The 25,732-nt window shown below is 36.6% G+C and carries 18 protein-coding genes; 4 read left to right on the top strand and 14 right to left on the bottom strand.

Annotation, left to right across the window (positions count from 1 at the left end):
- Positions 1-118: 118 nt before the first annotated feature.
- Both CMT41_RS16495 and CMT41_RS16490 read right to left on the bottom strand, forming a co-directional pair.
- Positions 119-2,641: a TonB-dependent receptor gene (locus CMT41_RS16495; protein WP_198149759.1), complete on the bottom strand. Its 2,523-nt coding sequence runs from the start codon at positions 2,639-2,641 to the stop codon at positions 119-121.
- 502 nt (positions 2,642-3,143) lie between these two features.
- A complete protein-coding gene (locus CMT41_RS16490; protein WP_058027870.1) occupies positions 3,144-5,180 on the bottom strand; it encodes a sensor histidine kinase in 2,037 nt (678 codons plus the stop codon).
- A 752-nt stretch (positions 5,181-5,932) separates the two neighbouring features.
- Between CMT41_RS16490 and CMT41_RS19255 the strand changes: the two genes are divergently transcribed.
- Together CMT41_RS19255 and CMT41_RS16485 are read left to right on the top strand one after the other, a co-directional pair.
- A complete protein-coding gene (locus tag CMT41_RS19255; RefSeq protein ID WP_157466390.1) occupies positions 5,933-6,082 on the top strand; it encodes a hypothetical protein in 150 nt (49 codons plus the stop codon).
- A 127-nt stretch (positions 6,083-6,209) separates the two neighbouring features.
- The gene (locus CMT41_RS16485) at positions 6,210-7,808 is read left to right on the top strand and encodes an alkaline phosphatase family protein (protein ID WP_082606600.1); all 1,599 of its coding nucleotides are present in this window, start codon (positions 6,210-6,212) and stop codon (positions 7,806-7,808) included.
- Between the two features lie 523 nt (positions 7,809-8,331).
- On the opposite strand, the gene CMT41_RS16480 is transcribed toward CMT41_RS16485, so the two are convergent.
- The 5 genes from CMT41_RS16480 to CMT41_RS16460 form a co-directional block, all read right to left on the bottom strand.
- Positions 8,332-10,713, bottom strand: a complete 2,382-nt coding sequence (locus CMT41_RS16480) for a TOTE conflict system archaeo-eukaryotic primase domain-containing protein (protein ID WP_058027869.1) — start codon at positions 10,711-10,713, stop codon at positions 8,332-8,334.
- A 106-nt stretch (positions 10,714-10,819) separates the two neighbouring features.
- Positions 10,820-11,041: a type II toxin-antitoxin system RelE/ParE family toxin gene (locus tag CMT41_RS16475; protein ID WP_058027868.1), complete on the bottom strand. Its 222-nt coding sequence runs from the start codon at positions 11,039-11,041 to the stop codon at positions 10,820-10,822.
- A complete protein-coding gene (locus CMT41_RS16470; RefSeq protein ID WP_232299980.1) occupies positions 11,028-11,318 on the bottom strand; it encodes a type II toxin-antitoxin system ParD family antitoxin in 291 nt (96 codons plus the stop codon). The genes CMT41_RS16475 and CMT41_RS16470 overlap by 14 nt, the downstream gene beginning before the upstream one ends.
- A 51-nt stretch (positions 11,319-11,369) precedes the next feature.
- Positions 11,370-11,765 (bottom strand): Arm DNA-binding domain-containing protein, encoded by a 396-nt coding sequence (locus CMT41_RS16465; protein ID WP_058027867.1) that lies wholly within the window; start codon positions 11,763-11,765, stop codon positions 11,370-11,372.
- A gap of 115 nt (positions 11,766-11,880) precedes the next feature.
- Positions 11,881-12,957 (bottom strand): hypothetical protein, encoded by a 1,077-nt coding sequence (locus CMT41_RS16460; protein ID WP_058027866.1) that lies wholly within the window; start codon positions 12,955-12,957, stop codon positions 11,881-11,883.
- A gap of 1,121 nt (positions 12,958-14,078) precedes the next feature.
- On the opposite strand from CMT41_RS16460, the gene CMT41_RS16455 reads away from it, so the two are divergent.
- Both CMT41_RS16455 and dcm read left to right on the top strand, forming a co-directional pair.
- Positions 14,079-15,731: an Alw26I/Eco31I/Esp3I family type II restriction adenine-specific DNA-methyltransferase gene (locus CMT41_RS16455; RefSeq protein WP_058027865.1), complete on the top strand. Its 1,653-nt coding sequence runs from the start codon at positions 14,079-14,081 to the stop codon at positions 15,729-15,731.
- A 16-nt stretch (positions 15,732-15,747) separates the two neighbouring features.
- Positions 15,748-16,953, top strand: coding sequence for a DNA (cytosine-5-)-methyltransferase (gene dcm, locus CMT41_RS16450; protein WP_083494313.1), 1,206 nt, complete (start codon positions 15,748-15,750; stop codon positions 16,951-16,953).
- Positions 16,954-17,013: 60 nt separating this feature from the next.
- On the opposite strand, the gene CMT41_RS16445 is transcribed toward dcm, so the two are convergent.
- From CMT41_RS16445 to CMT41_RS16415, 7 genes are all read right to left on the bottom strand, one after another.
- Positions 17,014-18,636 carry an Alw26I/Eco31I/Esp3I family type II restriction endonuclease gene (locus tag CMT41_RS16445; protein ID WP_058027864.1) on the bottom strand — a complete coding sequence of 541 codons (1,623 nt, stop codon included), beginning with the start codon at positions 18,634-18,636 and terminating at the stop codon, positions 17,014-17,016.
- A gap of 827 nt (positions 18,637-19,463) precedes the next feature.
- Positions 19,464-20,084 (bottom strand): RNase H1/viroplasmin domain-containing protein, encoded by a 621-nt coding sequence (locus tag CMT41_RS16440; protein ID WP_058027863.1) that lies wholly within the window; start codon positions 20,082-20,084, stop codon positions 19,464-19,466.
- A 134-nt stretch (positions 20,085-20,218) separates the two neighbouring features.
- On the bottom strand, positions 20,219-20,398 hold the full coding sequence (locus tag CMT41_RS16435; protein WP_058027862.1) for an RNase H1/viroplasmin domain-containing protein: 180 nt from the start codon (positions 20,396-20,398) through the stop codon (positions 20,219-20,221).
- 149 nt (positions 20,399-20,547) lie between these two features.
- Positions 20,548-23,142, bottom strand: coding sequence for a DNA polymerase (locus CMT41_RS16430; RefSeq protein ID WP_058027861.1), 2,595 nt, complete (start codon positions 23,140-23,142; stop codon positions 20,548-20,550).
- 87 nt (positions 23,143-23,229) lie between these two features.
- Positions 23,230-23,664: a hypothetical protein gene (locus tag CMT41_RS16425; RefSeq protein WP_058027860.1), complete on the bottom strand. Its 435-nt coding sequence runs from the start codon at positions 23,662-23,664 to the stop codon at positions 23,230-23,232.
- A 97-nt stretch (positions 23,665-23,761) separates the two neighbouring features.
- Entirely contained in the window at positions 23,762-23,944 is a 183-nt protein-coding gene (locus CMT41_RS19945) for a helix-turn-helix domain-containing protein (protein WP_058027859.1), read from the bottom strand.
- On the bottom strand, positions 23,937-25,097 hold the full coding sequence (locus CMT41_RS16415) for a tyrosine-type recombinase/integrase (RefSeq protein WP_058027858.1): 1,161 nt from the start codon (positions 25,095-25,097) through the stop codon (positions 23,937-23,939). The genes CMT41_RS19945 and CMT41_RS16415 overlap by 8 nt, the downstream gene beginning before the upstream one ends.
- Positions 25,098-25,732 lie beyond the last annotated feature (635 nt).

Here is a 25,732-nt window from a genome sequence, read left to right as displayed (position 1 = left end):
GTTATTTTTCTCTGACGTGCTCACTAAATTAAAAAAATTCGAGTCAGGAACATTCTTTTTCATTCCATCACTTCACTTGCTGAGGTATATAAGCCATCAGCTACCAAGTAAAGGTCACTTAAAACGCATTATATTCAAATGTGAGTCCAAATGTTCTGGTCATGCCACTATAGGCAGCAATCATCTCATTATTTTTGACGACACTAGAGACAAAATATTCGTCAGTTAGGTTTCTAGCCCAGAGAAAAGCTTTCCACTGCTGATTAATATTCCCAATGCCGATCCTGACGTTAACAATAATATAGTCGTCTTGGGTAAAGCGATTATCATATGCGTAGGATTGCGGCGGAATATTCACTTCAACTGGGCTACCAGTAAAATCGGACACCTGTGTTGTCATTGTTACCTCGGCTTTAAAATCGGTATTGTAGGCACTGGTATAAGCGCCATCTATAGCAACAAAAGCAAACAATGAATCACTGATGTTCCATTCATATTTCGTTAAAATATTGGCTTGGAATTTAGAGGTAAATGGTAAAGGCGAGCCAGCAAAGACGACCGATTGGCCTAGTTGATTAAAGCCATCACCTTTGGTTATTTCTGTGTCTAAGACTCCTATCGCAGCCATAACTGTTAAGCCTGCTAAAGGTAACCATTTTAGATCTAACTCAATTCCTTGAACAAAAGAGTCGTCCATATTTCCCAGAGTAAATGCCGTTCTAAACACAGGAATGGTTTTTTTAGTTAATAATTGCTTGTCCTGATAATCATAATAGAAAATACTCATGTTTAGCTGCGCTGTACCTTCGGCTAATAATGATTTCATTCCTATTTCATAGGCATCTAATTGTTCCTGTACAACAGGGTCTAACTGACTACTGACAATTGCAGCAAGTGAAGGATAACTTCCCGCTTTAAATCCTCGGCTATATGAGGCGTAGACTGAACTGTCCTGGGTGAGTTTGTAATTGGCAGCGAGTCGCCAAGATAAGGAGTTTTCAGCTAAGGTGTCAATGATCTGGCCAGTTCTTTGACTGTCCATGCCAAAATCAATCACTGTGACACAACCATTTACCGGTGTGCCAGAGTCTTCGCCAGCAAAGAAAAATTGATTGAATAAAGCTACGCCAGGGCCGCCAATATCTTCAGTACAGCCAGTATAATCAGCTGTGTCTTCCGTGTATCTGAGTCCGGTGGTTATCGTTAATTCATCATTGATATTCCAATCAGCATTAGCAAATATCCCATAAGTGGTGGTTGCTTGAACGATAACATTACGGAGCTTATTAAAGCCAAACCCTGACATGGGCAAAATATTAACATTTGTCGCCAGTCCCCAATCTTGTGTCGTTTTATAATCAACATTACTTTTACTGTAATAGAGGCCCGCTATCCACACAACGTCATTTAGGGCTTGGGTAATTCTAAGCTCTTGTGAAAATGAATCGATCTTCCCATGCTGAAAGACATAGTCAGAAGGGACATATTCACTATCAGGTATGGTGAAATAATCCCCATGTAAATGCCCCTCATAAAAATTAGCCAGAGACCCGCCAAGTAATGTATCTAAAGGACCACCGGTTAGCTTTCTTATAAATCCGGCGGTTACGCCTGCGGTGCCACCTCGTTCATATTCAGAGCCATTATCTTTAAACTTAGTGTATCCAGTTAAGGCGGTCAGCGTCATATTGCTCGATAGTTCATGAGTAAGGCTTAAGGATATTGATGTCGTTTGGTGAGCAAGGGCAGGATTTCTGTCCGCAGTCCAATCGGCGGCACTAATATCATCACCATTACCTGGGAATAAATGTGGGTTAGCATTAACATCAAGAATAGGCTCAAAAATAGGGTATGAGGCATTGACTGGGCCACCGGCTTTGGCAGGTAAATATTCTATGGCTTGAGGGGCTAGGCTATCCGACCGGTCTTTTGAATAACCAAAACGAATTAAGGCATTGGTAACAGCGCCAATGTTAATATCAAAACTTAATCTGGCGGCGATTTTATCTTGTTTCCCTAAGGTGTCGTCACGTGACACACTTTGCTGCCAACCTTCACCTGAATGGATGATCTTGAGTGCAAATCGAGCATTGAGATCTTCAGTTAACGATCCATTGAGAAACCCTTCACCGCTATAGGTTTGAAAACTGGCAAGTGTTGCTTTAATGCCAGCATCAAAATAATCACTGGGTTTTGCGGCGATATAGTTTATTGCCCCTGCGGTAGCGTTACTGCCATATAAGGTTCCTTGTGGTCCTTTTAATATTTCGACTCGTTCAATGTCTATAATTATGCCTTTAGTCATAATTGGAAAAGGAATCGAAATTTCATCTATATAAACACCTACTGTTGCCGTGGCTTGAGCGCTGGATTCGTTAAAGCCAACGCCGCGCAAGGTATAGACCGGGGGGCCAAAAGCGGTATTGCTATAGTTAAATCCAGGTACAATTGCAGCCAGATCAGCCGTGTCTTCGATACCCATTTCACTTAACTGATCGGCATTAAATGCTGTAATGGCCATGGGTATTTCATTAATGGATTGGGTGCGTTTTTGCGCGGTCACTTCGATTATTTCAATCTTACTCTTATCAGCTGCTGTTTTTTTACTTTGAACTTGCTGAGCGTTTACATTAAAAGACATAGAAATAAAGCTAATTATTAATAGTATTATTAATTTATTTGTGGGTAAAAAATTACTCATCATATTTTCTCTCAGTGTAATTTATGACAAATATAACCAGCATATTTACCTTTAATTAAGAGAGTACTATTTCAAAATAGTTAGGGTTGGTAGATCAAACAATAGACCTTAATTAGATGTAAAGCCATTGAGATAATAACTTTGAAAATTTTTAAGTTATGGCAGAGGGCTATCAAAATAATAGCCCCGTATCACATCACAAGGAAAGAGTACTAAGCGAACATATTGTTCGAACAACATTTGTTTTCTTAATAAAGTTTCATCGGCAATGAGTATAATAGAGTTATTGCGAAAATCAGGTAAGTGAGTTTTTTAATTACCGAATAGGTAACTGCGTCTGGCTTTTAATTATTTGAATAACAGGTATAGAAGAAAACATATCAAAATGACGTATATATCCCAGTGAATTGGCTACATGCGGCTTATGCTAATCTGTATTATATTAATGATCGGTTGAAATAACTACTTTCTCTACTTTCTCTACTTTCTCTACATTCTTTGGGAAGTTAATCACAATTTTTATACCTTGTGAGGTTAATTTATCCCAAAAAATGGTGCCATTTAATCTTTGGGTAATGTGATTGTAAATAATTGTTAGACCAAGACCGGTACAGTCTGCGGTTCTTTTAGTAGTATAAAATGGTTCAAATATTTTTTCATAATCTCCCCTTGGAATACCACAACCATTGTCACGATAAATCAGGCATATATTTCCCTGATTTTCACTTACTGCAATGTTAATGACAGGTTCTTTTGTTGATTCAAAGCCGTGAATGTAGGAGTTCTTAATTAACTGTATTAATACTTCAGAGAGAGAATGTTGATAACTAAAAGCTTTAATATCGCTGTTTATTTCTGTGATTATTTTGATTGAATGCTCTGATAAAATGGCTTGGTGGGACTTAACAATTAGATCAATTAACTGGTTAACAGAGAATTGTTGCACATCATCTGATTTTTCATGTAAAGAAAGTGCTTTAAAATTATGGATGAGCTTAATTGATTTATTTAAGTTGAGTTTGAGTAACCTCAAGCCTTCCTGATAGCTATTCTCTAGTCTAACAAGATCTTTTCTGGTGAGTTTTTGTTGTTTTATTTGCATGAATAGTTGTTCAATTTTATGTTCTATATGGCTAATTGAGGTGTTAATTATGCCTAGTGGTGTATTAAGTTCATGAGCAACACCTGAAACTAAGCCGACAAGCGAGGCCATTTTCTCAGCTTCTATTAATTGTGATTGGGTACTTTTCAGTGCCTCAAGTGTACTAGACAATTCATTGGTACGTTGTTTTACTCTGAGTTCTAATTGCTGCTGGTTCGCGTTTATTTTGTTTTCATAAACGGTAAAACGTCGGGCCAAATATTTAGTTAGCAATAGTGATAAGCTAATAAAAGAGAGTGTCACAAAAAAACTTAATCCCAAAAGGCGGAATAATTGGCTTCTATTTTGTTGAGCGATATTTTTTTCACGTTTTGCAAGGTAACTATCTGTTTCACTTTTATAAAAACCGGTACCGATGATCCAATTCCATTGTAAAAAATTACTAATAAAGCTAATTTTTTGAGCTGAGTTACCCGTGCTTGGCATTATCGGACTAAGATAATTTAAATACCCTCCCCCTTGCTTGCCTATTTCAATAATTTTCTTGCCTGCCGTGACCACATTCTCATCTGCATTGTCATATAAGTTAGTTCCCTGATAACTTTTTCGATAATGAGAAATTACATTACCTTGATAATCCAATATAAAAATATAGCCATTTAGGCCAAATCTAATATTTGAAATTCGCCCTACCATGCGTTGTTTAATATCATTTTCAACATCAATTAGGTATTCACCGGTACCTATAAACCAGTCGTACGGGGCGAAATGCTTACCAAAACCAATTTTCTCAAACTCTTGTTCTTTATTGTCTGGTTTAACAAACCACCAGTGATAGAAATATTCGCCATGTTCTTTGGCTAATTGACCTAAATCACGAACAATATACTTTCCCCTTATGTCTTGAAAATTTGCCATTGAAGTCCCTTCTATTTCTGGGATAATAGGGTGCATAATACTGAGACCGTTAGTTTTATAAATAAAAAAATAACCACGTCCATCATTAAAACGAACATTTCTTAAGGCATCGGAAATTAATTTGGTCACTTCTTTTTCGGATTTGTTTTTATTGTTATCAAAGATATTGGTTGCAATGCTATGAGCTTGATAAATATGTTCTTTAATATTATCTTTTAATGTTTTTTCTGTACTGTCTCTTTCGTAAGTTATCTGTTGTATTAACTGTTCAACTTGTGCCTTAATCAATTCTTTTTCGGATGCGATAAAATCTTGCTTAAGACTTTGAATATCAGCACTAAGTTGCACTTTGTTATGATTGAGGACGATAAAAATTGTTAAGCAGGCGAATGCAGTAACTATCAGGGGAGGGATTATTTTTATTAGCCGTAGTAGCTTTTTATCATGGATTACTTTCACGAATCAACTCACCTTTGATTATAAAAAACAACATAAATATTAATCAATAGCCTAGGGAAATATTGCACCCCCTTTAGTAGTATAAACAACCTGCTATCGCCTATATTGATATGATAGAAGTTGCTAATTTATCATCATTATCTAGGTTTCTTCATAGTATATACCTAATCATAAATGTTGAGATTAAATGTATTCGTTGAAAAATATAACTTATGCTTATGCTTATGCTTATCTTATCGGGGCCATAATGCTCAAGTACATACTCAGATTATTGCTAGAAGGAGCACTAAATCATTGCCAGTTTTTAATGGTTTTTATTTACTTTTCTTGCATACAGGAACAGGTTATAGAGTAGGTTTTTCGAGGGAATAAGATGGTTGGCTAAAGGGCGCTGAATCCACGACAACCGGAATGACAATCAGGTTGTCGGTATAGGATTTACTTGGATTAACGTGTTTCAAGCTAGATATTATTTGTATTGTTCCTGTCATATCTTGGATTTAAGCAGAAGTTATTAGCTTTGCAAACTCACAGAATAGTACCAGAGATAAATTTTGTTTATTTATTATCAATATTTAAACTTTTATGTTCATTAAATTTATATCCTAGCGCTTGATAAGCTTTTTCTCGTTTCTTCCACATACGCTTTAATGTCTATGCCATTGCGGCTAACTAAACTTACCCGTTACTGACAGTCGAATTAAATATTCGGCTGTCAGTATGAACTACAAAAACCTAAGGAAAATAATTAAATGAGTAACAATATTTCAGATAGCGCTTTGAAAGGGGCAACGACTGGCGCATTGATAGGCGCACGATTTGGTGCGCAAAGCGGAAGTTACACCACCGTTATTTCTAACGTCCGCTTCAAGCTCATTTCTGCCATTGGAATTCTAACCTGAAATTATTTTCTAGCTACGAAACTAATGCCAAAACGTCTATTTCAAACGCTCTGACCCCTTAATTTATAAGTACAAACTATTTGTCTTATCAGCTAATATGAGTATAAATGACAGCGTGGGGAAAAATATGAAAAATATACTGTTTATCACCGCAGATCAATGGCGAGCCGATTGTTTGTCCTCGATGGATCATCCCTGCATCAAAACACCAAATTTAGACAAGCTTGCAGAAGATGGTGTGCTCTTTAAGAATCACTACGCTCAAGCGGCACCGTGTGGCCCCGCAAGAGCCAGTCTTTATACTGGTATGTATTTACAGAATCACCGGATTGTTCAAAACGGAACCCCCTTAGATGCCAGGCATACCAATATCGCTTTAGAAGCCCGAAAAGCTGGCTACGATCCACTGCTGTTTGGTTATACCGACATGAGTCCTGACCCTCGAACCCGTGCGCCTGGGGATCCTGATTTAAGGCGCTATGAGGGCGTTTTACCGGGGATGACGCCAGCGGTGTTACTCAATAGCGAGGCGATCCCCTGGCTTATCTATCTTAAGGGAAAAGGCTATGAAACCCCGCTGGGCCCCTGGGAAGTCCATCAACCGGTTAAAAACTTTGCCGATGCCAAAAATCGGGGGCCATCTTTCGCTCCGTCCCGCTATAAGGCCGAGGACAGTATCACCGCATTTCTGACCGATGAAGTGCTCAAATATCTGTCCATCAAACAGGATAAGTCCTGGTTTATTCATTTGTCCTATCTACGCCCACATCCTCCGTTCGTCGCCCCCGAACCTTATCACGATATGTATAATCTTCAGGATATTCCTCCGACGGTAAAAGCCCAAACGGCTGAGATCGAAGGCCAACAACATCCCTGGCTATCGCATTATATTAATAATCAGACACAGCAGCTCTGGTATGGCCACGATGCCACAACCAATGTCACCCTGGATGGTGCCGAGGTGGATCAAATCCGCGCTACCTACTATGGCTTAGTGTCTGAAGTCGATCACCAGATAGGCCGTCTAATCCATTTTCTCAAGGAAAATAATCAGTATGACAATACTCTGATTGTTTTTACCACTGACCATGGGGAGCAGTTAGGCGATCATTGGTTGTTTGGTAAGTCTGGTTATTTTGATCAGTCCTTTCACATCCCGCTGATTATTCGTGATCCCGACAGTGATGCTAAAGCAGGACAGAAGATTGAGGATTTTACCGAATCGATAGATGTGTTCCCAACTATTTTAGATTGGATAGGGCTGGAGACGCCTTCGCAATGTGACGGCTGGTCGCTACTTTCTTTTTGCAAGGGGCAGAAACCCAATGTCATCAAAAAAGAAGTCCATTGGGGATATGATTTTCGTGACACGGAAGGTCGAAATGTGCAAAAAAACTTGGGTCTGAGAATAGATCAATGTACGTTAAATGTGATACGCGATAAGAAGTTTAAATATGTTCACTTTACGGCGTTACCGCCGCTGTTATTTGACCTTGAGAAAGATCCGGATGAATTGGTTAATTGTGCCGATGATCCTGCTTATATTACCGTGGTGACAAAATATGCTCAAATGTTACTGTCTTGGCGAATGCAGCACGACGATAGAATACTATCGAATACCTGGATAGGCCCAAAAGGACCATTAGAAAAGAAAGACCCTAAACCCTCACACACAGAGAATAAGAATAATTCTATGCTGAAAAAAAACATTGTAGAAGAGTATTAGCAGGCCAGTAGAACGTTGGTAACGTGCTCTGAATCAGGAGTAAAAGACTATATTGTGGTAATAACAGCCCTTAAATCTGATTATCAGCAAGTGCTAATTATAGTGGGTAATTACCCAGATATTTTGATTTCAACGGACTTATATTAGAAAGAATAGGGTGGCTAAAAGGAGTTGAATCCACGGTAAATGAATAATGGCATCACTGGTGATTCTTTAGAGTATAAATTTTTACTGAATAAAAAGAATGGGGTGGTTAAAGGGAGTTGAATCCACGGTAAATGAATAATGGCATCACTGGTGATTCTTTAGAGTATAAATTTTTAACAAGGAAGAAAGAATGGGGTGGCTAAAGGGACTTCAATCCACGACAACCGGAATCACAATCCAGTTGTCGGTATAAGATTTACTTAGTTTGACCTGTATCAAGCTAGATATTACGTGTGTTGCTCATGTCTTACTTTGTATTTAGGTGTAGTTTATTAGTTTTGCAAACTCACAGAATAGTACCAGAGATAAATTTTGTTTATTTATTATCAAAATTTAAACTTTTCTGTTCATTTAATTTATACCCTAGCGCTTTATAACCTTTTTCTCGTTTCTTCCACATACGTTTTAATGTCGGAAAATCATCAATGAAATCGTAAACTTGAATAACAGTTTTGGTACTCCATTCACGTTGAATTCGTCCAACATATTGCGCTAAAATCCCCTTCCAAGCTATCGGTAGCGTTATAAATAGAGTATCTAAATGAGGTAAATCAAAACCTTCACCAACGTATTTTCCTGTAGCCAAAATAACCACAGCATCATCTCCTTCTGGCTTGTTAGATAATAAAGCTATTCGCTCTTGCCTTTGCTTTGTTGAAATACCACCATGTAGTTCAACAACCTTTATCCCTTTATCAGCCATCAATTTAGCAAGTAATTCAATATGCTCTTTTCTTTCAGTAAGCACCATCACTGATCTGTCATTGTTTACGGACTGCTTAATGCTGTTAACGATCAGTTCATTTCTTGCTTGATCACAAACTAAGTGTTTATAAACTTGGGATATGTGTGGTTTAGTTTCTGGAATTAACCATTCTGGAGGAAAACTAGTATTAGTCTTAACTACCTTCACATGTTGTTCAAAATTACTGGTAGTAGTTGCTGCTTTATAAACAACAGAGCCTATTTGGAAGTGCATTAATTTTTCTAAACCATCTTGGCGTTTAGGTGTTGCCGTAAATCCGTGAATATATTTAGCATGCACTGACTTTATCAAACACTCGTAGTTTGATGCTGGCAAATGGTGACATTCATCTATTAATATCTGACCATATTTTTCAATGGCAGGTTTAATGTCAATTCCATTGCGGCTAACTAAACTCTGATAAGTAGCGACATCAACTTCATAGGTTAGATTATCTTTGCCACCTAATAATGAGCCAACTTCCACATTAGTTAAGAATACTTTTATCCGTTCAAGCCATTGCTCAGCTAATTGGCGGTTATGAACCAATATTAATGTATTCACTTTCCTTTTTGCGATAAGAGCTAATCCTGTAACCGTTTTACCAAAGCCTGTCGATGCAACAAAAACCCCAATTGATTGTGCAAATAAAGCATCAACAGCTTTTTTCTGTTGGCTTTTAAGTTTACCCGTGAACTTTATTTTTTCTAATTTTATACCAGAAAATCGTTTGTCGCTGTATTCAATCTCTATTGCTTGGTCTGAGATGATACGAGTAACTTCGGCTAAGCAACCTCTAGGTAAGATTAAATAACCATTTTCTATATGTGCGGAACAAATATATCGACTTGTACCAATCGTTGATAAACGTAAGGCTTGACGTTTGTAAAACTCAGGATTAGAAAACACTGCACAATGCTTTAACTTAGAAGTCAGTTTTCCTGGTAAATTAGCGATTGGAACATATAACTGATTAGCTAGCGTTAATGTGATCATCGAAGGACAATCATTGATCTTAATGCTGTTATCATCGTTAAATTTCTTCCATGGCTCATTCTTTTCAATGTCATCTGGTGCTCTTTCAATATAAGTGTTTAACTGTTTCAGAGTTGATTGAAGTTGAGATTTAGTTACCTTTCGAGTAGCTGCCAATATTGACCACTGATCATTATAAGGAATGCCTTCATTGTTAATGAAAACACTATTGTTATTTTTTCTTGGCTCTAACTGTAGTGGTAATGCAATGAGATTACCAAAACCACCCTCTGGCATAATATCTTGATTGGGAAATAGCCTATCGAAGCAATCAAATGATAGTAATGGATAGAGTTCCATTGTTTTACGAAGTAAACCATTGCCTAATCGCCGAGCATCACTAGCAGCTACCGCTTCCGAGAAGAAGATCCATATATGACCACCATTCCCACTTCTTGAACGTTCTAATAGATAGGGAATATTTAATGATTCGCAAGTCGTTGCAAATGCAGATGTAGCCTCAAACCAGTCCTCTTTATCAAAATCTGCTGCAAGTAAATACGTTGAATTATCACTTAAGAGAGGGTAGATACCCATGGTTTTTAACCCTTTTAAATGTTCGTAGACAGCTTGATGGTCAGGTATTTTAAAGTTCTGGTTTTTACATTGAGTACAACTGATTTTAGGTTTGTTGCAAATTTTTGGCTTCCATTCATTCCAGCAAGCAGGTGAATAACCACTTCTACCATTTTTCGATTCCCATCTAAATGGGTAAACATCGTTACGGCCTTTAAAATATGAAAGAAAAAGGTCAATTTTAGCTTCAGGAGAGGCGTGTAGATTGAAGTTTTGGGCTAATTCAGCTTCATGTTGCGTTATTAACGCTTGGCGATCATTAAGCAAAGCAAGCCGCTCTTCATTTAATAATTGAAGACGGGCATCTATTTTGGCAAGTTTATTAATATGACTTTCAGGCATGATTATAATTTTACCAAAATACGATTAGAAATGTTTTGAGAGATCCATGCGTTGATGAAGAATACGAGCAACATCAATACCGTTATCACTGACTTGATCTCTTTACTTAATAGTAGGCAATATGTTTTTCTACAGGAAAGCTTCTAGCACCATTATAAATATCATTTCTTTCTCTACCGAAATCAGGATATTGAGCAAGTTTCAATAATGCTGCATCTATGGTTTGAGCATAGACCTTTGCCTGGGTGCTTCCCCAAGATTCAATTGTTGTTGAAATTATTTTGAATAAATCTTCTTCAGCTAAAGGAGATAACCTATAGTTCGACATTGGTGGTCTTGCTGGTAGACTTTCCATCTACAGAGAGGGAGGCTTGTTCGAATATATCCATTACGCTGTGCTTTGATGATTCACCAGCCGCTAGCTGTTTAAAACCTTTCGCTACTTCTTCACGCAATATTTCAAGTTGCTTGTTTTTAGCAACGTCTTTCTCAAATAACATTCTTAATCCATCGCGGATTACTTCACTTGCTGAAGTATATAAGCCATCAGATACCTTCTCAGTAATTCTTCGCTCGAATTCTTTACCTAAAGTAATATTCATCATTAACACTCCAATCATTGTATGTTTATATTATGCGCATGATACGTGCATTACTCAAATTAAACTTTGTTTATCATCTTCCCAGCTTTTCTTACGCTTTCGTATTGATGGTAAGTAATGCTGATTGAAGAATTCATTGAGAGTTAATCGCTGTTGGCTATCTCGTTCAGCTTTAGGGTTAATACCTTCGCTCAAGCTAACACGATATTTTTGAGAAATTTTACGGGCTGTAGAAACATTAATATCGGTGATGCTACCTAGGCCAATACTCTGTTTACGACCATTAAAGGTATAGCGAAATAAGAAACGCTTATTACCTGTCTTGCCTACTAAACATTTAAGACCAATAACTTGGGTATCGCAGTATTCTACATCGGTTGAAGCTGAGTTTGATGGGTTGTTAGGTAAGGCCTTGATGACCTTGTCAGTGAATTTAAATCGTTTGAGCATAATTAATTCCTTAGAGGTTAATCTAAGAATTTAATATATGCTTATGAGCGATTTAGTTTCGGTTAAGGGCCTGTAATATCACAAAAGTGGCTAATTATTAGGTGTATTGATCTAACTAGTCAATTACACGCGCTCCAGGTATATACCCCCCCGATAGGGCTATTTTCTGCTTCAAGCTTACATCTGAAACTGTTGGTAAATTAAGGTGTTCTTGAATGAGTTGAAACTCTGAGACTAAGCTTGTCATGTCAATATTTTCAATAAGTACACGATGATCATTCTCCACATCAAAGTTTGCAATGTTATTGCTATTGCAAAATGAAATTACTAAAGTATATTTTAGAGTTTTAGATAAAAACACTTTAAATTCAATGCAACTTGAAGCAGTGAAATCAGACTGAGATAAAGTTAACGGATTTCTATGATAATATTTTATTAATCTATCCACTTGTTCAAATGTACTTCTGCTATTTGGCTGAAATATCTCACTGAATATTTCAGTGCCACTTATTACAAACTCGCTAGTAAGTGATTTACTAACACTCAATAGTTCTGTCTCATTTAAGAAACCAAACTCCACTTCTGGCAATAAGTCGTAACGTAAAGATAATAATCTATAAACAATATGTTCAGACTTATTTGCTATTCCTTTTGAGTTAGGCGTTATACCGAACTCTGTCAGTGCATCACACAACTGTTTTAATTGCATAACATTTGAATTTATTGATTGAGTGTGTAACTCAGCCCCCTCTTTAGAGTTAATAAATTTAGTTAATACTTCCAAAATAAAGGTTTGTTTTTTATTACGTTGTAACTTCAAATTATCACATATGATTTCGAATTTTGAAGAGAAGCTCTCTTGAGTGCTTTTATGCTTAAGTGCTTTATATAATTTAATTCCATATTGTTTAATTACGATATCTGAGTATGACTTAATAAAATCCTCTGTTGTTGAATAGTATGAAGCTGATGTGTACCAGCCAGAACTTCTACTAGGGAAACCGAAGTCTGCTTCCATCTTTGCAAGTATCTCATTATCAATTTTATAATTTCCATTTTTGGCTTCAGATACTCTTGATGGTTCTAGATCGTAATATTGAGATATTTTGCTTTGATTCCATCCCTTTGCTTTGTAAGCTGAAATTATATGGTTGATGATTTTAACACTATCTTCTTTTGTATACTCTTTCATAAAAACTCCTAAATAGATTGAGAGTTAGTATACGCAGGAAAATAACCATGTCATTACAGGTTAACTGTAATTAACCTGTAATTTTAGTTGGATATTTACAGTTTTAGGTTGGTTTGAGCTTCTGAAGCCTTAATGTCATATTTTCAGGTGCTATATTGAATTCTTAGTCAGGATAATTGTCATTAGTAAGAGAAAAAGCGCTATCTTCACTTTTGTGAATAAAATTTATAGTCCTAAAATCCAGAAAAAAGTACCGTAGTCAGACAATAACAATTCAAATCAGCAGAATTTAATCAGCCTAAGCCAATGCTAATGGAATACACAGCTTCTTTGTAGTAATTGACAGTAATAGGATCGTTATAGATTTACCTGGGTACAGGATATGCACAGGGGCAGTTTATGCAGCACGGATTTATTGATTATAAAATTCAAGAAAATAAAAGCTAAATTGATTGTAAGCAGGGCTGTTACTGGGTTTATGGATATTTACTAGGGAAGAAAGAATAGGGTGGCTAAAGGGAGTTGAATCCACGGTAAATGAATAATGGTATCACTGGTGATTCTTTAGAGTATAAATTTTTTACAAGGAAGAAAGAATAGGGTGGCTAAAAGGAGTTGAATCCACGGTAAATGAATAATGGCATCACTGGTGATTGTTTCTAGCTTTAGATTTTTACTGAATAAAAAGAATAGGGTGGCTAAAAGGAGTTGAATCCACGGTAAATGAATAATGGCATCACTGGTGATTCTTTAGAGTATAAATTTTTAACAAGGAAGAAAGAATGGGGTGGCTAAAGGGACTTGAACCCTCGACAACCGGAATCACAATCCTGTGACCTGAAGTTGGTAGGGCATACTGTAAATGCATTGAGTTGGATCTAGTTGCAACGTGCTGCTGAGGTATTTAGATTGAGTTGGATCCTGTTAGTCTTCAGTACGCACAGGATCCGCATAAGGATATTTTACCCCCCCCCTAAAACTACATTAACACTTCAAACATTAGTTAATATATAATCCATTATTTGTAATAATGACAAAAATAAAAAATTATTATCATACATACAAATTACTGTATATAATCACAGTAACCTTGTTGCAGTTATTTTGTCTGTTGAGCAAATATGAATCACCTAAAAGATATTGAAAAATACAGTAAGCTGTTATCAGATGACTTTTTTACAAAGGCTAGTGGTTGCTATTACACCCATGAAAATGTGTGTCAAAACTTATGCCTACAATTAAAAGCCAGTATTGATGTTTTGAGTAATGAAACATTATCTATTATTGATCCATTTTGTGGAGATGGAAGGCTACTTATTAAGTTTATTCAGTTATTTCAGATAACTCAAAAGTGGAAAGTAGAGCTATGGGACGTAAACTTAAGCGGACTTGAGTTTGCTTCTAGGGAAATGGAACGGTTGAAATCGAATGGTTATAGTATTGACTACACAGTATTTCATGGTGATTCTTTCAAAAAATCTATAACTCATGATTGTAAATTCGATGTTGTCATCACTAATCCTCCATGGGAAAACATTAAGCCCGATATACGTGAAATTAAGAATTTACCTGAACATGCGAAAGAATCTTATAAATTAGAACTAAAAAAATTAGATGGATTCATGGAGTTACATTTTCCGTCTTCCCAGCCATTAAAAAAGTTTGCAGGTTGGGGGACAAATTTATCTAGAGTGGGCATGGATGTATGTAATGGTTTAGTCAAATTGAAGGGTTTAATTGGTATTGTTATGCCTTCATCTATTATTGCGGACTCACAATCTGTTACATTAAGAAAAAAAATACTTCTAGATTTTAATATCCTAAATATAAATTATTACCCTGCAGAAGCAAAATTATTTGGTAAAGCTGACGTAACTTCAGTCACTATTGTTTATAGAAATATAGCTAGTCAAAAAATTAACCCATCAATAACAAGATATGATAAAAATCTTAAAGTAATAGAAAAACAAACTGTAGAAATAGATAGAAAATTCTTAAAAGAAAATAGTTATATTATCCCTATATCCCATGGAATTAAAACTATTGAAATTTTTTATAAGCTCATTAGTAATTCTATGGCTTGGGGAGATTATGAAGCATCAATTGATAATCAATTATGGGCAGGTCGAGAAGTAGACGAAACCCGTATTGGTAACTTCCTTTCTGAAGATAGCGCTAATATGAGTTTACCATTCTATAAAGGGCGAATGATTGATAGGTATGCTTTAAAGGAGGAGCCTAACTTAAATTATTCTAAAGTTGGATGGGTACCACCTTCCTCATCAAAGTTTTTACGAATTGCATGGAGAGATATATCAAGACCAAGCCAAAAACGAAGGGTTATGGCCACATTAATTCCAGCAAATAGTATTTCAGGTAATTCATTAGGAGTCGCTTATTTTAAAAATGGGGATGAAAAGTTACTTAAAGTTCTATTAGCAATATTTAATTCGTTTTGTTTTGAATTTCAACTGAGAAATTTTTTGTCTACTGGGCATGTTTCGCTATCAGCTATAAGAAAAATCGGTTTACCTCCAATAGATAAGTTATTAGCATATTCTTTTCTTTCTGAGTTAGTAGACCAAGTTATTCAAAACGACGATACACAAGTACCTGTGATTGAATCATATGTTGCTTGCAAACTATATAACTTGTCGAGAGCTGAATACTTGCTAATAATAGAAAGTTTTAGCAAAGTTACAGCAGAAGAAAAAGTAGCTTACATAAGAGCTTTCGATGAAATAAATACAACTCAACTTTCACTTAGTGTATGAGGATCCTTTAGATATTATGAAGAATATAGACGAAATAATTATACCAAATCATAAGTGTTCAAAGTTAAGCGATATTGATATGGCTATTGTTCATTCAGTACCTCCGGGCGGAAATTGGAAAAACATCCCTTTAAGTATACCTTCTAAACGTATTGAACAAATAAGGGAGAGCTATGCTCAAGGAAAAGGAAGTCGTTCAACATATTATGGACGACTTTTAAAGAACATGCCTTCCTATACAATGAATACATATTTCAATCGTCCTGGGAATGGTTGTCATATTCACTATGAACAAAACCGTGTGCTTTCACAACGAGAAGCCGCTCGTTTACAGTCTTTCCCTGATTCTTTCGATTTTTCTGGCTCTATGGGAGCGATCAACACTCAAATAGGTAATGCAGTCCCCCCTTTGTTGTCATTTCAAATAGCTGAAACCCTCACTAAGAAGTTGGGTTCAAAGGGCTGTTACATTGATCTGTTTTCTGGGGCAGGTGGTCTTGGTCTAGGGTTTAAGTGGGCAGGATGGGAGTCTAAACTAGCCAGTGATATTGAACCTAAATACCTAGAGACGTTTGCTAGGCATATACACCCCAATACAATATCTGGCAGTTTAAGCGATCCTAAAATATTTGACTTACTAGTAAATGAAGCAATAAAAATAAAGAAAGAAAACTCAGACAAGCCTTTCTGGATTTTAGGTGGACCTCCATGCCAAGGTTTTTCAACCGCTGGAAATGCACGTTCAATGGAAGATGATAGAAATCATTTATTTCAAGATTACAAAAAATTCATTGAAAAAGTACAACCGGATGGTTTTCTATTTGAAAATGTTGCTGGTCTTTTAAGTATGCAAAAGGGAGCCGTATTTGAGGAAGTTAAATCAGCCTTTAATTCTGTTGTTCCTTCTCTGCAAGGGTGGGTCTTAAACAGTGAAAACTATGCTATTCCACAGCGTAGAAAAAGAGTTTTCTTAATAGGTTTTTCTAAACATGGTGAGTCTCTCGATGCTCCTCCCCATTTGACACAATTAAAAAATGGAAAATTAAATAATCCTAATGTCCTGCCTGCAATATCAGTAGAAGAAGCATTATCAGATTTACCGGCAATATCTCATAATCAAGATGGCTCTTCATTGGAGTACAAAACGAGCGCAGTTACACTTTATCAAAAGCTAATGAGAGGTGAAATTACCCCCTCTGCATATGTAACTAACTTTTTATGATAATATTCCGAATATAAATAATAGAAACATAGGCTATTTGCTATATTCGGAATCTATTCATTACCCTCTTACGTATCGATCATCATCCCACATATTAGCTAAATCAGTTGCTACAGCATTCATCCCTTCGACTAATAGAGCTTTGACATGTTCATATGGTTTGAAAGGTAAATTGGGCACTTTATTTACAACTTCCCTTAGCTGTATATCAAAACCTGTATCTATCGCTGTTTTAACCGACTCATTCAATAGCACATGCTCTTTGCCTAATGCATTAAGGTAATCAATACATTCGACTAATTTAAATTCGATTTGTTCAGACGCGACAAGGAAAGTATGCCTATTTTCTTTCGATGAGTATGAATCTAGTGCTTCAAATCCAATCCTTAATCTACGAGATTTTTGTTCTTCCGAATATTTAACCACCCGTTCTGAATGCTGTAACTCATTATATACGGTGAGGTAATTAACAGCTTTAAGACTGTTAAATTCGACATTAAAATTTGCACGCTCTAATTCTAATAGATAAGAAAGAAATGCATATTCACCTCTGGTCTTCATTTGACTTAAAAGGTACATTGCATTTCGCTGATTATCCCTCATTATTTTAGATAATCTACGAGCATGTTCATCATTTTTAACTTTATCTTTTAAAATATTCCATATAGGCTCCGCATACCAAGAGCAAATTGTAATACCTTTCTTTTCAGCTTCTTTTAAATGTAATATATCCCATTTACTCATTCTATTATTTTTAGCTGAATTTGCCGCTTTACTTAATAAATGGAATTCAGGACGATGACAGAATCCGAGAGATATAGGGCCTATATGATCTGGAGATGGAGGACCTTCGCCTCCATCAGCGCATGGTTCGTCTCTCATATTAGAGGAAACTTGCCCCATTAAACGATCTGCAGCTATCCAATCACCATCAGCCCAGTATTCAAAAACACGGCGATCTGTCGTGTAACTTCTCAAATTCTTATCACTTCTTCCTTTATCTGCCTGTCCTCTACAGCATTTATTGAAAGAATGAAAACCTTCGAACCTGTCTGGCGCATTTGACATCGCTCCAGGACTTAAAGTTGATGGCTCTGCAGGAATATACGACTCCTCAATCCAAGCTAACCAATCATCCAAATTATCACCGAGTTCTGGTATCGAGATGTTTTTTGCCTTTAATAAAGAAGGCAAGTTTCTTAATACTGTATCTCCGTTGGTTTCATATAGATCACTAACTACATTTAAAATAGTGTCAAAAATTTTAACCTTTATTTCATCTGGAAATAGCTTATTTATTCGTTTTAAAAGTATATGAGATGGGTACATATATTTTATAAACATAAACTTTCCACAACGTTTACATGGTTTTTCTGAAGTGGGATGAATGAGTTTTGCGGTTTTACTTATCCATTGGTTCTGATTCACATCAATACCCTCAGATTTTGCTTTTTCTTGCCACCATTCTAACCTATGCTGATGGGTATACTGATACAAGCCACCAGACCTATTCGAAGGTGCTTCCCATTGAATTTTCCCATCACTTTTTATAGCATCCGGCATATTTGCGTATATTTCATTTGTTGCCATAAAAACCATGTATTCAACAAATTTTGGATGCCATCCCTGACCTTTACTACCGTACAATAAAGGATCTGTGATTATGTCTACTTGCTCACTCATAGTTATTAACTATCCATATTAACTAGAAAAATACAAATATATCATAACTATTTTAATCAATTGCAAGTTTATGTTTGTAGATAGACATTGAGTTGGCTAGAACTCTATAACTCACTACTAGATATAAAAGTGATAATGGTTAAGTTGCCACCTTCGCAGGCTCAGCTAACAGCTTAACCATTATAACCCTCATTTCTACTACTATGGCTCAACACGGAACCAATCAAGGGGGCAAACTACAGTGCCCAGCCTTAAACAAATATCTCTTAATTAAAGCATCAGTTTAAGCAAACGAGCAATTGGTTAATCATCCAATAAAAACTCAGCATCAACAAACATTAATCGGCCAGATAACCAGACCTAAAAATATTCCCCCCTCCGGCATCAACTTTCAACTACAGTTTTATTATCTGGGTGACACCATATTTTTCCAAGCATGATAATTTGAAAGGTCCAGTTCAAGTTGATAAAAAAATTGACGCTATTAAATGCTTGAGCAATCAATAATATTAGAAAAGACACGATTAGTTGAGTTCTCTCATAACAACCATATATGGGAGAAATTATTTTTATTTTTTGTAATCATTAAGGCAAATTTTTGGATAAGTCGCAAGACTGCTTTCCGCCGCTTTCAGATGGTTTACGCTGCAGTCTCAGCAAAAATAACACCCTGCTCGAAACGAATACAATTTATGACGATAAGCTTGTCGACATGATTTGTTCGGTGTAATACCGATAGACTAAACCCATTAATCATTGTTTGATTAATGGGTTTATTGCGTTTTTACTATTATATAAAACACATTTAAAAGGTAATGATTAGAAGCTTAAGTTTTAACACTACGGAAAGAGACTTGAGATGCTAACTGCTTATATAAAGGATGGATAAGTTTAACCTGCTCAATATTTTCGGGCACATCACCTAAGTAGGTTAACCAATTATTAAGCTTCCAGCTAGGTGCAAATTTAGAGAATAATGTTATAAAACTCCCGCTACAAAATATAGTTACTTTTTTACTTTCATCAAAATGAATAGTTTCCTTGGCTATCAATAACATTTGGTAAAAAGATCTTAAATTAATGGATCCTTCTACTTCGGTTCGGGTAAACGGATAGTCTAAGTTTTTATATAGACGACGCTCTTTTCGGTGAATAGTAAACGAGTTACTATCAGGATTTGAAACACTTGTAAGCACCACTGTAGCCTTTAACCCCATATTAATAGAGTGACTCAAAAGGAGCTTTTTGGGAACTGGAAAGGCTATGCTCTTTTCTCTAGCAATAGACTTATAATCACTCCAAGCAACACGAGCCTGTTTCATTGTAGGGTAATTACGAAGTTTACCATCATCATAATCTTTAACTTGTTCTAGGGCTTCTTGATATGAGGTGTATATACCGGGAATATGACCGTTTACAACGACATGGTAAATAGGTGTTATTAGCATAATTTAATACCTTTATGATTCTTAATGACTGTATAAAAACAACCACAGTTAAGCTAATGCTTAGGAAAAATGAATGTATGACGATGAGCTAATAGGAATGAACCATATCAAGCCCATCGTTATATTAAGTGGTCTTAACGGTAATCTGCGAAGGCTTGTACTGCCTCCTCCATAGTTCTAAAGCCTTGATGTTTAGCATCAGGAAAACCATCTACTAACGGTTGGACTTCTGCATACGTTTTGAATATGCCAGTTTGATGACCAATGAAAACTACGTAGGCTTTCTTTTTAAATTTTTTGTATTTATAAGTCATAATGACTCCTTGATAATGAATCTGAAAATTAAGTGATTAGAGGTATATTGACGATGTGGTAATTGTTAATACTTATACCCCAACGACCAAGTTACACATTAACTACAGCCCATATAAAACAGGGACTGTAGTTTTTGTGGTAAACGAAGTTATATTGACGACATTAATTGTTTGAGCTCCAAGTGATACTCGGGGGCAATCATTGCCTGATAGTCAAAGTCAGGAAATATAATTAATATGAGTTTTAATACCTTGATAACGTTAGCGGTAAGCGGAACAGCACCCGTTATTACCTTGGCCTTTTTAGCTGAACTGATCGCGTTAGGCTTAACACCATAACCAAGCGTGACACCAAACTGTTCCTGCGCAATAACCCGTAGAAAGAGGCGTACTAGGAACGCATCAGCAGTTTCATCAACTTTAAGATTCACCCCTTTAAGATTCTTGGTTCGTCGAAGCTTCACAAATTCATCCCAAGAAGCATAATCAGCCAGTGTTTTCATATTATTGTTGGCACGCCATCTAGTGAAAAAAAGACGGTCTTGCTCTAAAGTTTGAAGATCCTCATAAGGCACACTACCCATGGCAACGTGCTTCACACCGTTAACCTCGACTTCGATTGGAGGTAAAAGCTTACGCTTTAAATCAGGCTCAAGATTTAAGCGACACATCTTAGGTACCATCATCAAATCTTGTTGACCTATAAACTGAGGTCGGGTAGCAGTTAAATGACTAGCATCTGTCTTTGTTTGAGGGGTTCGGTTTAAATATAGGTCCACCATATAAGCATTTTGATCTTTACAATTATTTGGTGTTTTAACGCCTGCTTTAGCAATAATTGAAGGGTGACCATCACAAGGTTTTAATGTGAGTTGGCCACGTGTTTTAAGTACTAAAAGCTGATTAACACGATGTTTTTCTTCTAATATATCACCACCTGTATCATCCATGCGGTGATATGACTCTCGAAATAAATTACAGACAGGTGAGTCAATCGGTATCTCTGTTAGGGGGGCATCAGTAATAAAACCATCAGTAGTAACAGATAAAACTGAGTAGGGAGTGGGAATAGCATTTATCATGTCGCCTATCACGGCTCTAGCAAGTCCAGTAATATATGCAGCAAAGTAAGGATTGGTAACGACTGAGGGGGAAACAGGCTTACTTAAACCAGAAGAAATTTCAAAGCTGGTTTTTGACTTTACGCCCTGTGCAATTTTACCGTATAAAGTGTTAGACAACTCCTTAAACATACGATCTTCAAAGCTACCCTTTTCGGCTTTATTTCGCTCAGCACGCATTGAATGCATGAACGGTACACAGAAATAGTCATCATTTAACCAAGGGATGATTAAACCCTCTTTGATGACAATCTTGACGCCTAAACGACGTGATACATCAATCTCCTGAGCGGTACAGTATGAAAAACCTTTTTGCGTAAAGACAAGCATGTCACTGTCAGTACGTACTGGAAGGGTGGGATATTGAACGCTTGTTGGAAACTCAAATTCAACCCATGCTAAACCAAATACATCACCGCTAAAGTCATTAATATCTTTTGTGTGGAATCGATTTTCGTGATCGAGAGGCCGAAGGTTTGAAACAGCAATAGAATAACAACTTTTTAAGTCAACATCGAACCAAGGAAGCACAGGTGTAGGGCCAGTAAAAAAAGCCTCGTTACGACCACCGTGATAACACTTGCTTGCAAGATGCTCATCAAAGGAAGCTGATGCCTTTAACAAGTTTTTAGTTGAGGTAACAGGCGTATTCTTAGTTTTAGACCAACGTTCAACCTTATACTCTTCAAGAGCAAATAATTCCAAATATCGAGCCTTAGTTCCTAACTTAGCCATGAAAACTTTAACGGCAATACCACCGATAGTATAAGGAAGACCTTTCAAACCAAGAGAAGCACAAAGTTGTAAAGTTCTTAATAAATGCAGTGCTGAAATTTCAGCATCTCGAATACCATACTCTTCAAATAAAACCTTTTCCTCCTTTAGAAATACGTCCATCTTATCAATACTATATGGCTCAGGAATTTCAAGTTTTTCGCGACCGACGAACTCACCTACATCTTTCAACGTCTTACCAGCGGGAGCAAAAAACATAGTGTCATAAAAAGCTAACTGGATAGGGTGTGAATTACGATTTTTGTCCCAGTATGTCGTCGATAAGTTAGACACCTTCTTAGCATCTATAGCATCAATATCAACACCATAAGTTTCACCAAGACTTGCTACTGAATTTCTTAAACCTTTAATGGAATCTTTCATATCTGAAAATGCATTCTTAAAGGAAGAAAAGTCAGCACGCAAAAAATGAGCACAACCGAAGATATCACGAGGGATATCAGTCAATACACCTTGTTTAAGCGCATCCTCTATAACAAGAGTAATAAACTTTTTTATACCAATACGACCATCCTTACTTCGTTTACTAGGATAGAAGACAGCCTTACATGAACGACCATTTACTGGGTTGAACAAGTATGATTGATAACTCAGTATCACGTTATAAGTATTGTCGGACGATCTATGGTATTCAGTATCAAAACCTAAGACAGGTCGCATTTGAATTGGGACTTTCTTTTCTCGCTGGCTTTTATTTTGAGCTGATGAACCATAAGTATTCAACTTGTTTTCATCAAAAGGGATAGGAACAGCTACGCTACTGGGTTCTTCATAACTAAGTTGAGTTTCACTTGTTATAGACGGGTAACCTTCGTCTTCATTAAACATAATAATACCTCTATAAAAAAAGCAGCCATGAAGACTGCTTTAATATATTTATTTGTGGGAAAAGCATAAGTAATGCGTGGAATGATGCTACTTATAATCATCGATGTTAATTTTAGGGAGAGGCTTCTTGCCATCGTATGCCACCAATACCTCACAAAGACGATCTTTCAAGGCATCCAACTTTGAGTAGTCCTCAGACCATATGCGATATAGAAGGTTTTCAGTAGAGCTGATAATGAGTAAGTCACCAGTCTTAGGACTAATAAAAATTTCCTTAATAAGATGAGTATCGATGTAAGCATCACCGACAGATAAAGTACTCGCTTTACTCAGTTTAGGAATAACCTTTTTGCTAAAAGCTTCGTCAAGCACTTTAAAATTATCACTATTAGACATGGCTAACATCTTGCCTTCACGGGTTAAGCCAACGATGACTGGTGAGTTATCAGCAGCAGATAAAGACTTGATAATAGTGGTGATTGACGAAGCATTAATAATGCTACTTCCAGAAGATAAAAACATAATAATGTCCTGTTTTTGTTAAGTTAAAAAATATAATTAAAGGTATAGACTGAAAACAGCTCAAGCCTGCGATATGTATCGAACGTTTAGTGATGATTTATTTAGCCATTTGATGCTCCTCCCATTGTTGAATGTCAGATTTCCGGAAGCGAATAGCTCTGCCTATGCGCATGAAGCGCGGCAGTGCATCAGGGTTTCGGGTGATATTGCTGCGTACAGTTGCTACGTTCAGGCTATATAGCTTGGCAAATTCGTCGATTGTAAGGACAGAGCTAGTCATTAGTTAACTCCATACCCAGCAGAGCTTGCTCGGCCATGATTGAAGCTTTGGCAATACGAGGGGTTTGGTGATGACTGTAGCGCTCAGTAACCGAAACAGATGAATGTCCCATACATTGCTGAACCAGTCGGATATCGTTACTAGCGGTTAATAGGTAAGAACAGTAAGTTCTGCGCAAGTCATGCAGTGTAAAGTGACCCTCTAAAGCACCTTGATCAGCCATAGACTGCTTGAGACGATTAAAAGCACTCTTTGGTCGAGATATATGGGCAACACCTTTAGATGTTGATGGGAATAAGTAACCTGAGCCAACAACAGCAACACGGCGTTTAATGATACTTTTAGCACGCTCATTCAGATAAACCGTATGAGGACGACCAGACTTCGTATCAGGCAATACTATTGTTGAGAAATCACCAGATAACATACCAGTATGCAATGAAATAACTTCACCTATACGCATGCCAGTGAATAACGTCAACCCGATGGATTCAGCAAGAACCTGATTAGGTTCATTCTCAAGAGCAGTTAATAATGCTTGAATCTCAAGCAACGATAAGATGCGTGTGAGAATATTATTTTCAAGTAACTTCTTGATGTTACGGCATGGGTGATGTTCAACGTAACCAAGCTCTATGGCATAACTAAACATACGACTTATTAAAGCTCTATATCTATTTACTGTTGCTGGCTTTAAACCATCAACAGTAAGCTGATGTAAAAAGTCTTCAACAAGAGGTTTAGTAACCTTTGAAAGCTCCATCGAACCGAAAGATTCATCTACTCGTTTATAACGACTACGTACGTTGTAATGGTCTTTATTTGTTAACTTACTCATTGGTGAAAACTCTTGGTGAAAATAAGTATTCACCGTGATTTTTCTTTTCTTTATGTAACTGTCACTTGAGACTTCAGCGATATATTGTGCCGCCTTCTGTTTAACAGCAGTGATAGACATATCGGGGAAATGATCAATAGTTTTGCAATAACGTTTGTTATTAACATTTATTCGTACAGCAAATTTTTTCGTTTTTTTGCCAACTAAAACTCTGTGCCGTTTGTCTTCGGCAGAAACATACTCGTCGTATGAGTTACCTGTAGCAAATGGGAGTGCATCGACATTCGCTTTTGTTAGATGGATAGTTTTCAGCATTATTAACCTCGCTTTTGTTTTGTGTATCCGTTGAGTTGGAGCAAGATAATATACGTTTTCAAAGTAATGGCAATGACTGTATTTGCTTGTAAGTACTTGTTTTTACTTGTATTTGGTTGTCTTATTGTTTTTGTGTGACGACGGCGTACAGGCTTTCTTTAGGAGCGTTCCGGCGATGGCAACGTGATGACTAGTTCAAATAGGGGCAAAACTGTGAAAGCTATGTTTTAGAGGTTTTATGCCCATTTGAACCTAATGAAAAAGTTTTTTAAGGGGAGGATTCAGGCGATTGAGTGAGGGTTTAGATACGAGATTCAGGCTTAGAATAAAATGGAACATATATAGAGCTAAATTGAATATGAATAAATAGGCAATAAGTAAAAACAACTTATTTATCAATAAATGCAGCTGGTTACGTTGTTTTTAACTATTAGCTTTTGATTTCAGCACAGTGAGGCTGAAAATTTCATGGTGTGTGAAATGATAGAGAGGACAGTAAGTTAAAATCTATAGTTATAAAATACTGGTAATGAAAACGAGTCGAGATGAAATGTGTGAATGTTAATATCTATTACCCCAACGACAAAGATTCACATTCGCCACAGCCAATGCTATCAAAGGGGTTATTATAATTA

This window comes from Colwellia sp. MT41, from assembly GCF_001444365.1.
GTDB lineage: Bacteria > Pseudomonadota > Gammaproteobacteria > Enterobacterales > Alteromonadaceae > Colwellia > Colwellia marinimaniae.
The sequence above is the reverse complement of the archived record's forward strand: the minus strand, read 5'-3'. Positions and strand labels throughout refer to the sequence as shown.

Excerpts from the sequence above, each read along its gene's own strand:
- CMT41_RS16495 (WP_198149759.1), bottom strand. The coding sequence starts at position 2,641 with ATGTCTTTTAATGTAAACGCTCAGCAAGTTCAAAGTAAAAAAACAGCA.
- CMT41_RS19255 (WP_157466390.1), top strand. The coding sequence starts at position 5,933 with ATGAGTAACAATATTTCAGATAGCGCTTTGAAAGGGGCAACGACTGGC.
- CMT41_RS16485 (WP_082606600.1), top strand. The coding sequence starts at position 6,210 with ATGAAAAATATACTGTTTATCACCGCAGATCAATGGCGAGCCGATTGT.
- CMT41_RS16480 (WP_058027869.1), bottom strand. The coding sequence starts at position 10,713 with ATGCCTGAAAGTCATATTAATAAACTTGCCAAAATAGATGCCCGTCTT.
- CMT41_RS16475 (WP_058027868.1), bottom strand. The coding sequence starts at position 11,041 with ATGTCGAACTATAGGTTATCTCCTTTAGCTGAAGAAGATTTATTCAAA.
- CMT41_RS16470 (WP_232299980.1), bottom strand. The coding sequence starts at position 11,318 with ATGATGAATATTACTTTAGGTAAAGAATTCGAGCGAAGAATTACTGAG.
- CMT41_RS16465 (WP_058027867.1), bottom strand. The coding sequence starts at position 11,765 with ATGCTCAAACGATTTAAATTCACTGACAAGGTCATCAAGGCCTTACCT.
- CMT41_RS16460 (WP_058027866.1), bottom strand. The coding sequence starts at position 12,957 with ATGAAAGAGTATACAAAAGAAGATAGTGTTAAAATCATCAACCATATA.
- CMT41_RS16455 (WP_058027865.1), top strand. The coding sequence starts at position 14,079 with ATGAATCACCTAAAAGATATTGAAAAATACAGTAAGCTGTTATCAGAT.
- dcm (WP_083494313.1), top strand. The coding sequence starts at position 15,748 with ATGAAGAATATAGACGAAATAATTATACCAAATCATAAGTGTTCAAAG.
- CMT41_RS16445 (WP_058027864.1), bottom strand. The coding sequence starts at position 18,636 with ATGAGTGAGCAAGTAGACATAATCACAGATCCTTTATTGTACGGTAGT.
- CMT41_RS16440 (WP_058027863.1), bottom strand. The coding sequence starts at position 20,084 with ATGCTAATAACACCTATTTACCATGTCGTTGTAAACGGTCATATTCCC.
- CMT41_RS16435 (WP_058027862.1), bottom strand. The coding sequence starts at position 20,398 with ATGACTTATAAATACAAAAAATTTAAAAAGAAAGCCTACGTAGTTTTC.
- CMT41_RS16430 (WP_058027861.1), bottom strand. The coding sequence starts at position 23,142 with ATGTTTAATGAAGACGAAGGTTACCCGTCTATAACAAGTGAAACTCAA.
- CMT41_RS16425 (WP_058027860.1), bottom strand. The coding sequence starts at position 23,664 with ATGTTTTTATCTTCTGGAAGTAGCATTATTAATGCTTCGTCAATCACC.
- CMT41_RS19945 (WP_058027859.1), bottom strand. The coding sequence starts at position 23,944 with ATGACTAGCTCTGTCCTTACAATCGACGAATTTGCCAAGCTATATAGC.
- CMT41_RS16415 (WP_058027858.1), bottom strand. The coding sequence starts at position 25,097 with ATGCTGAAAACTATCCATCTAACAAAAGCGAATGTCGATGCACTCCCA.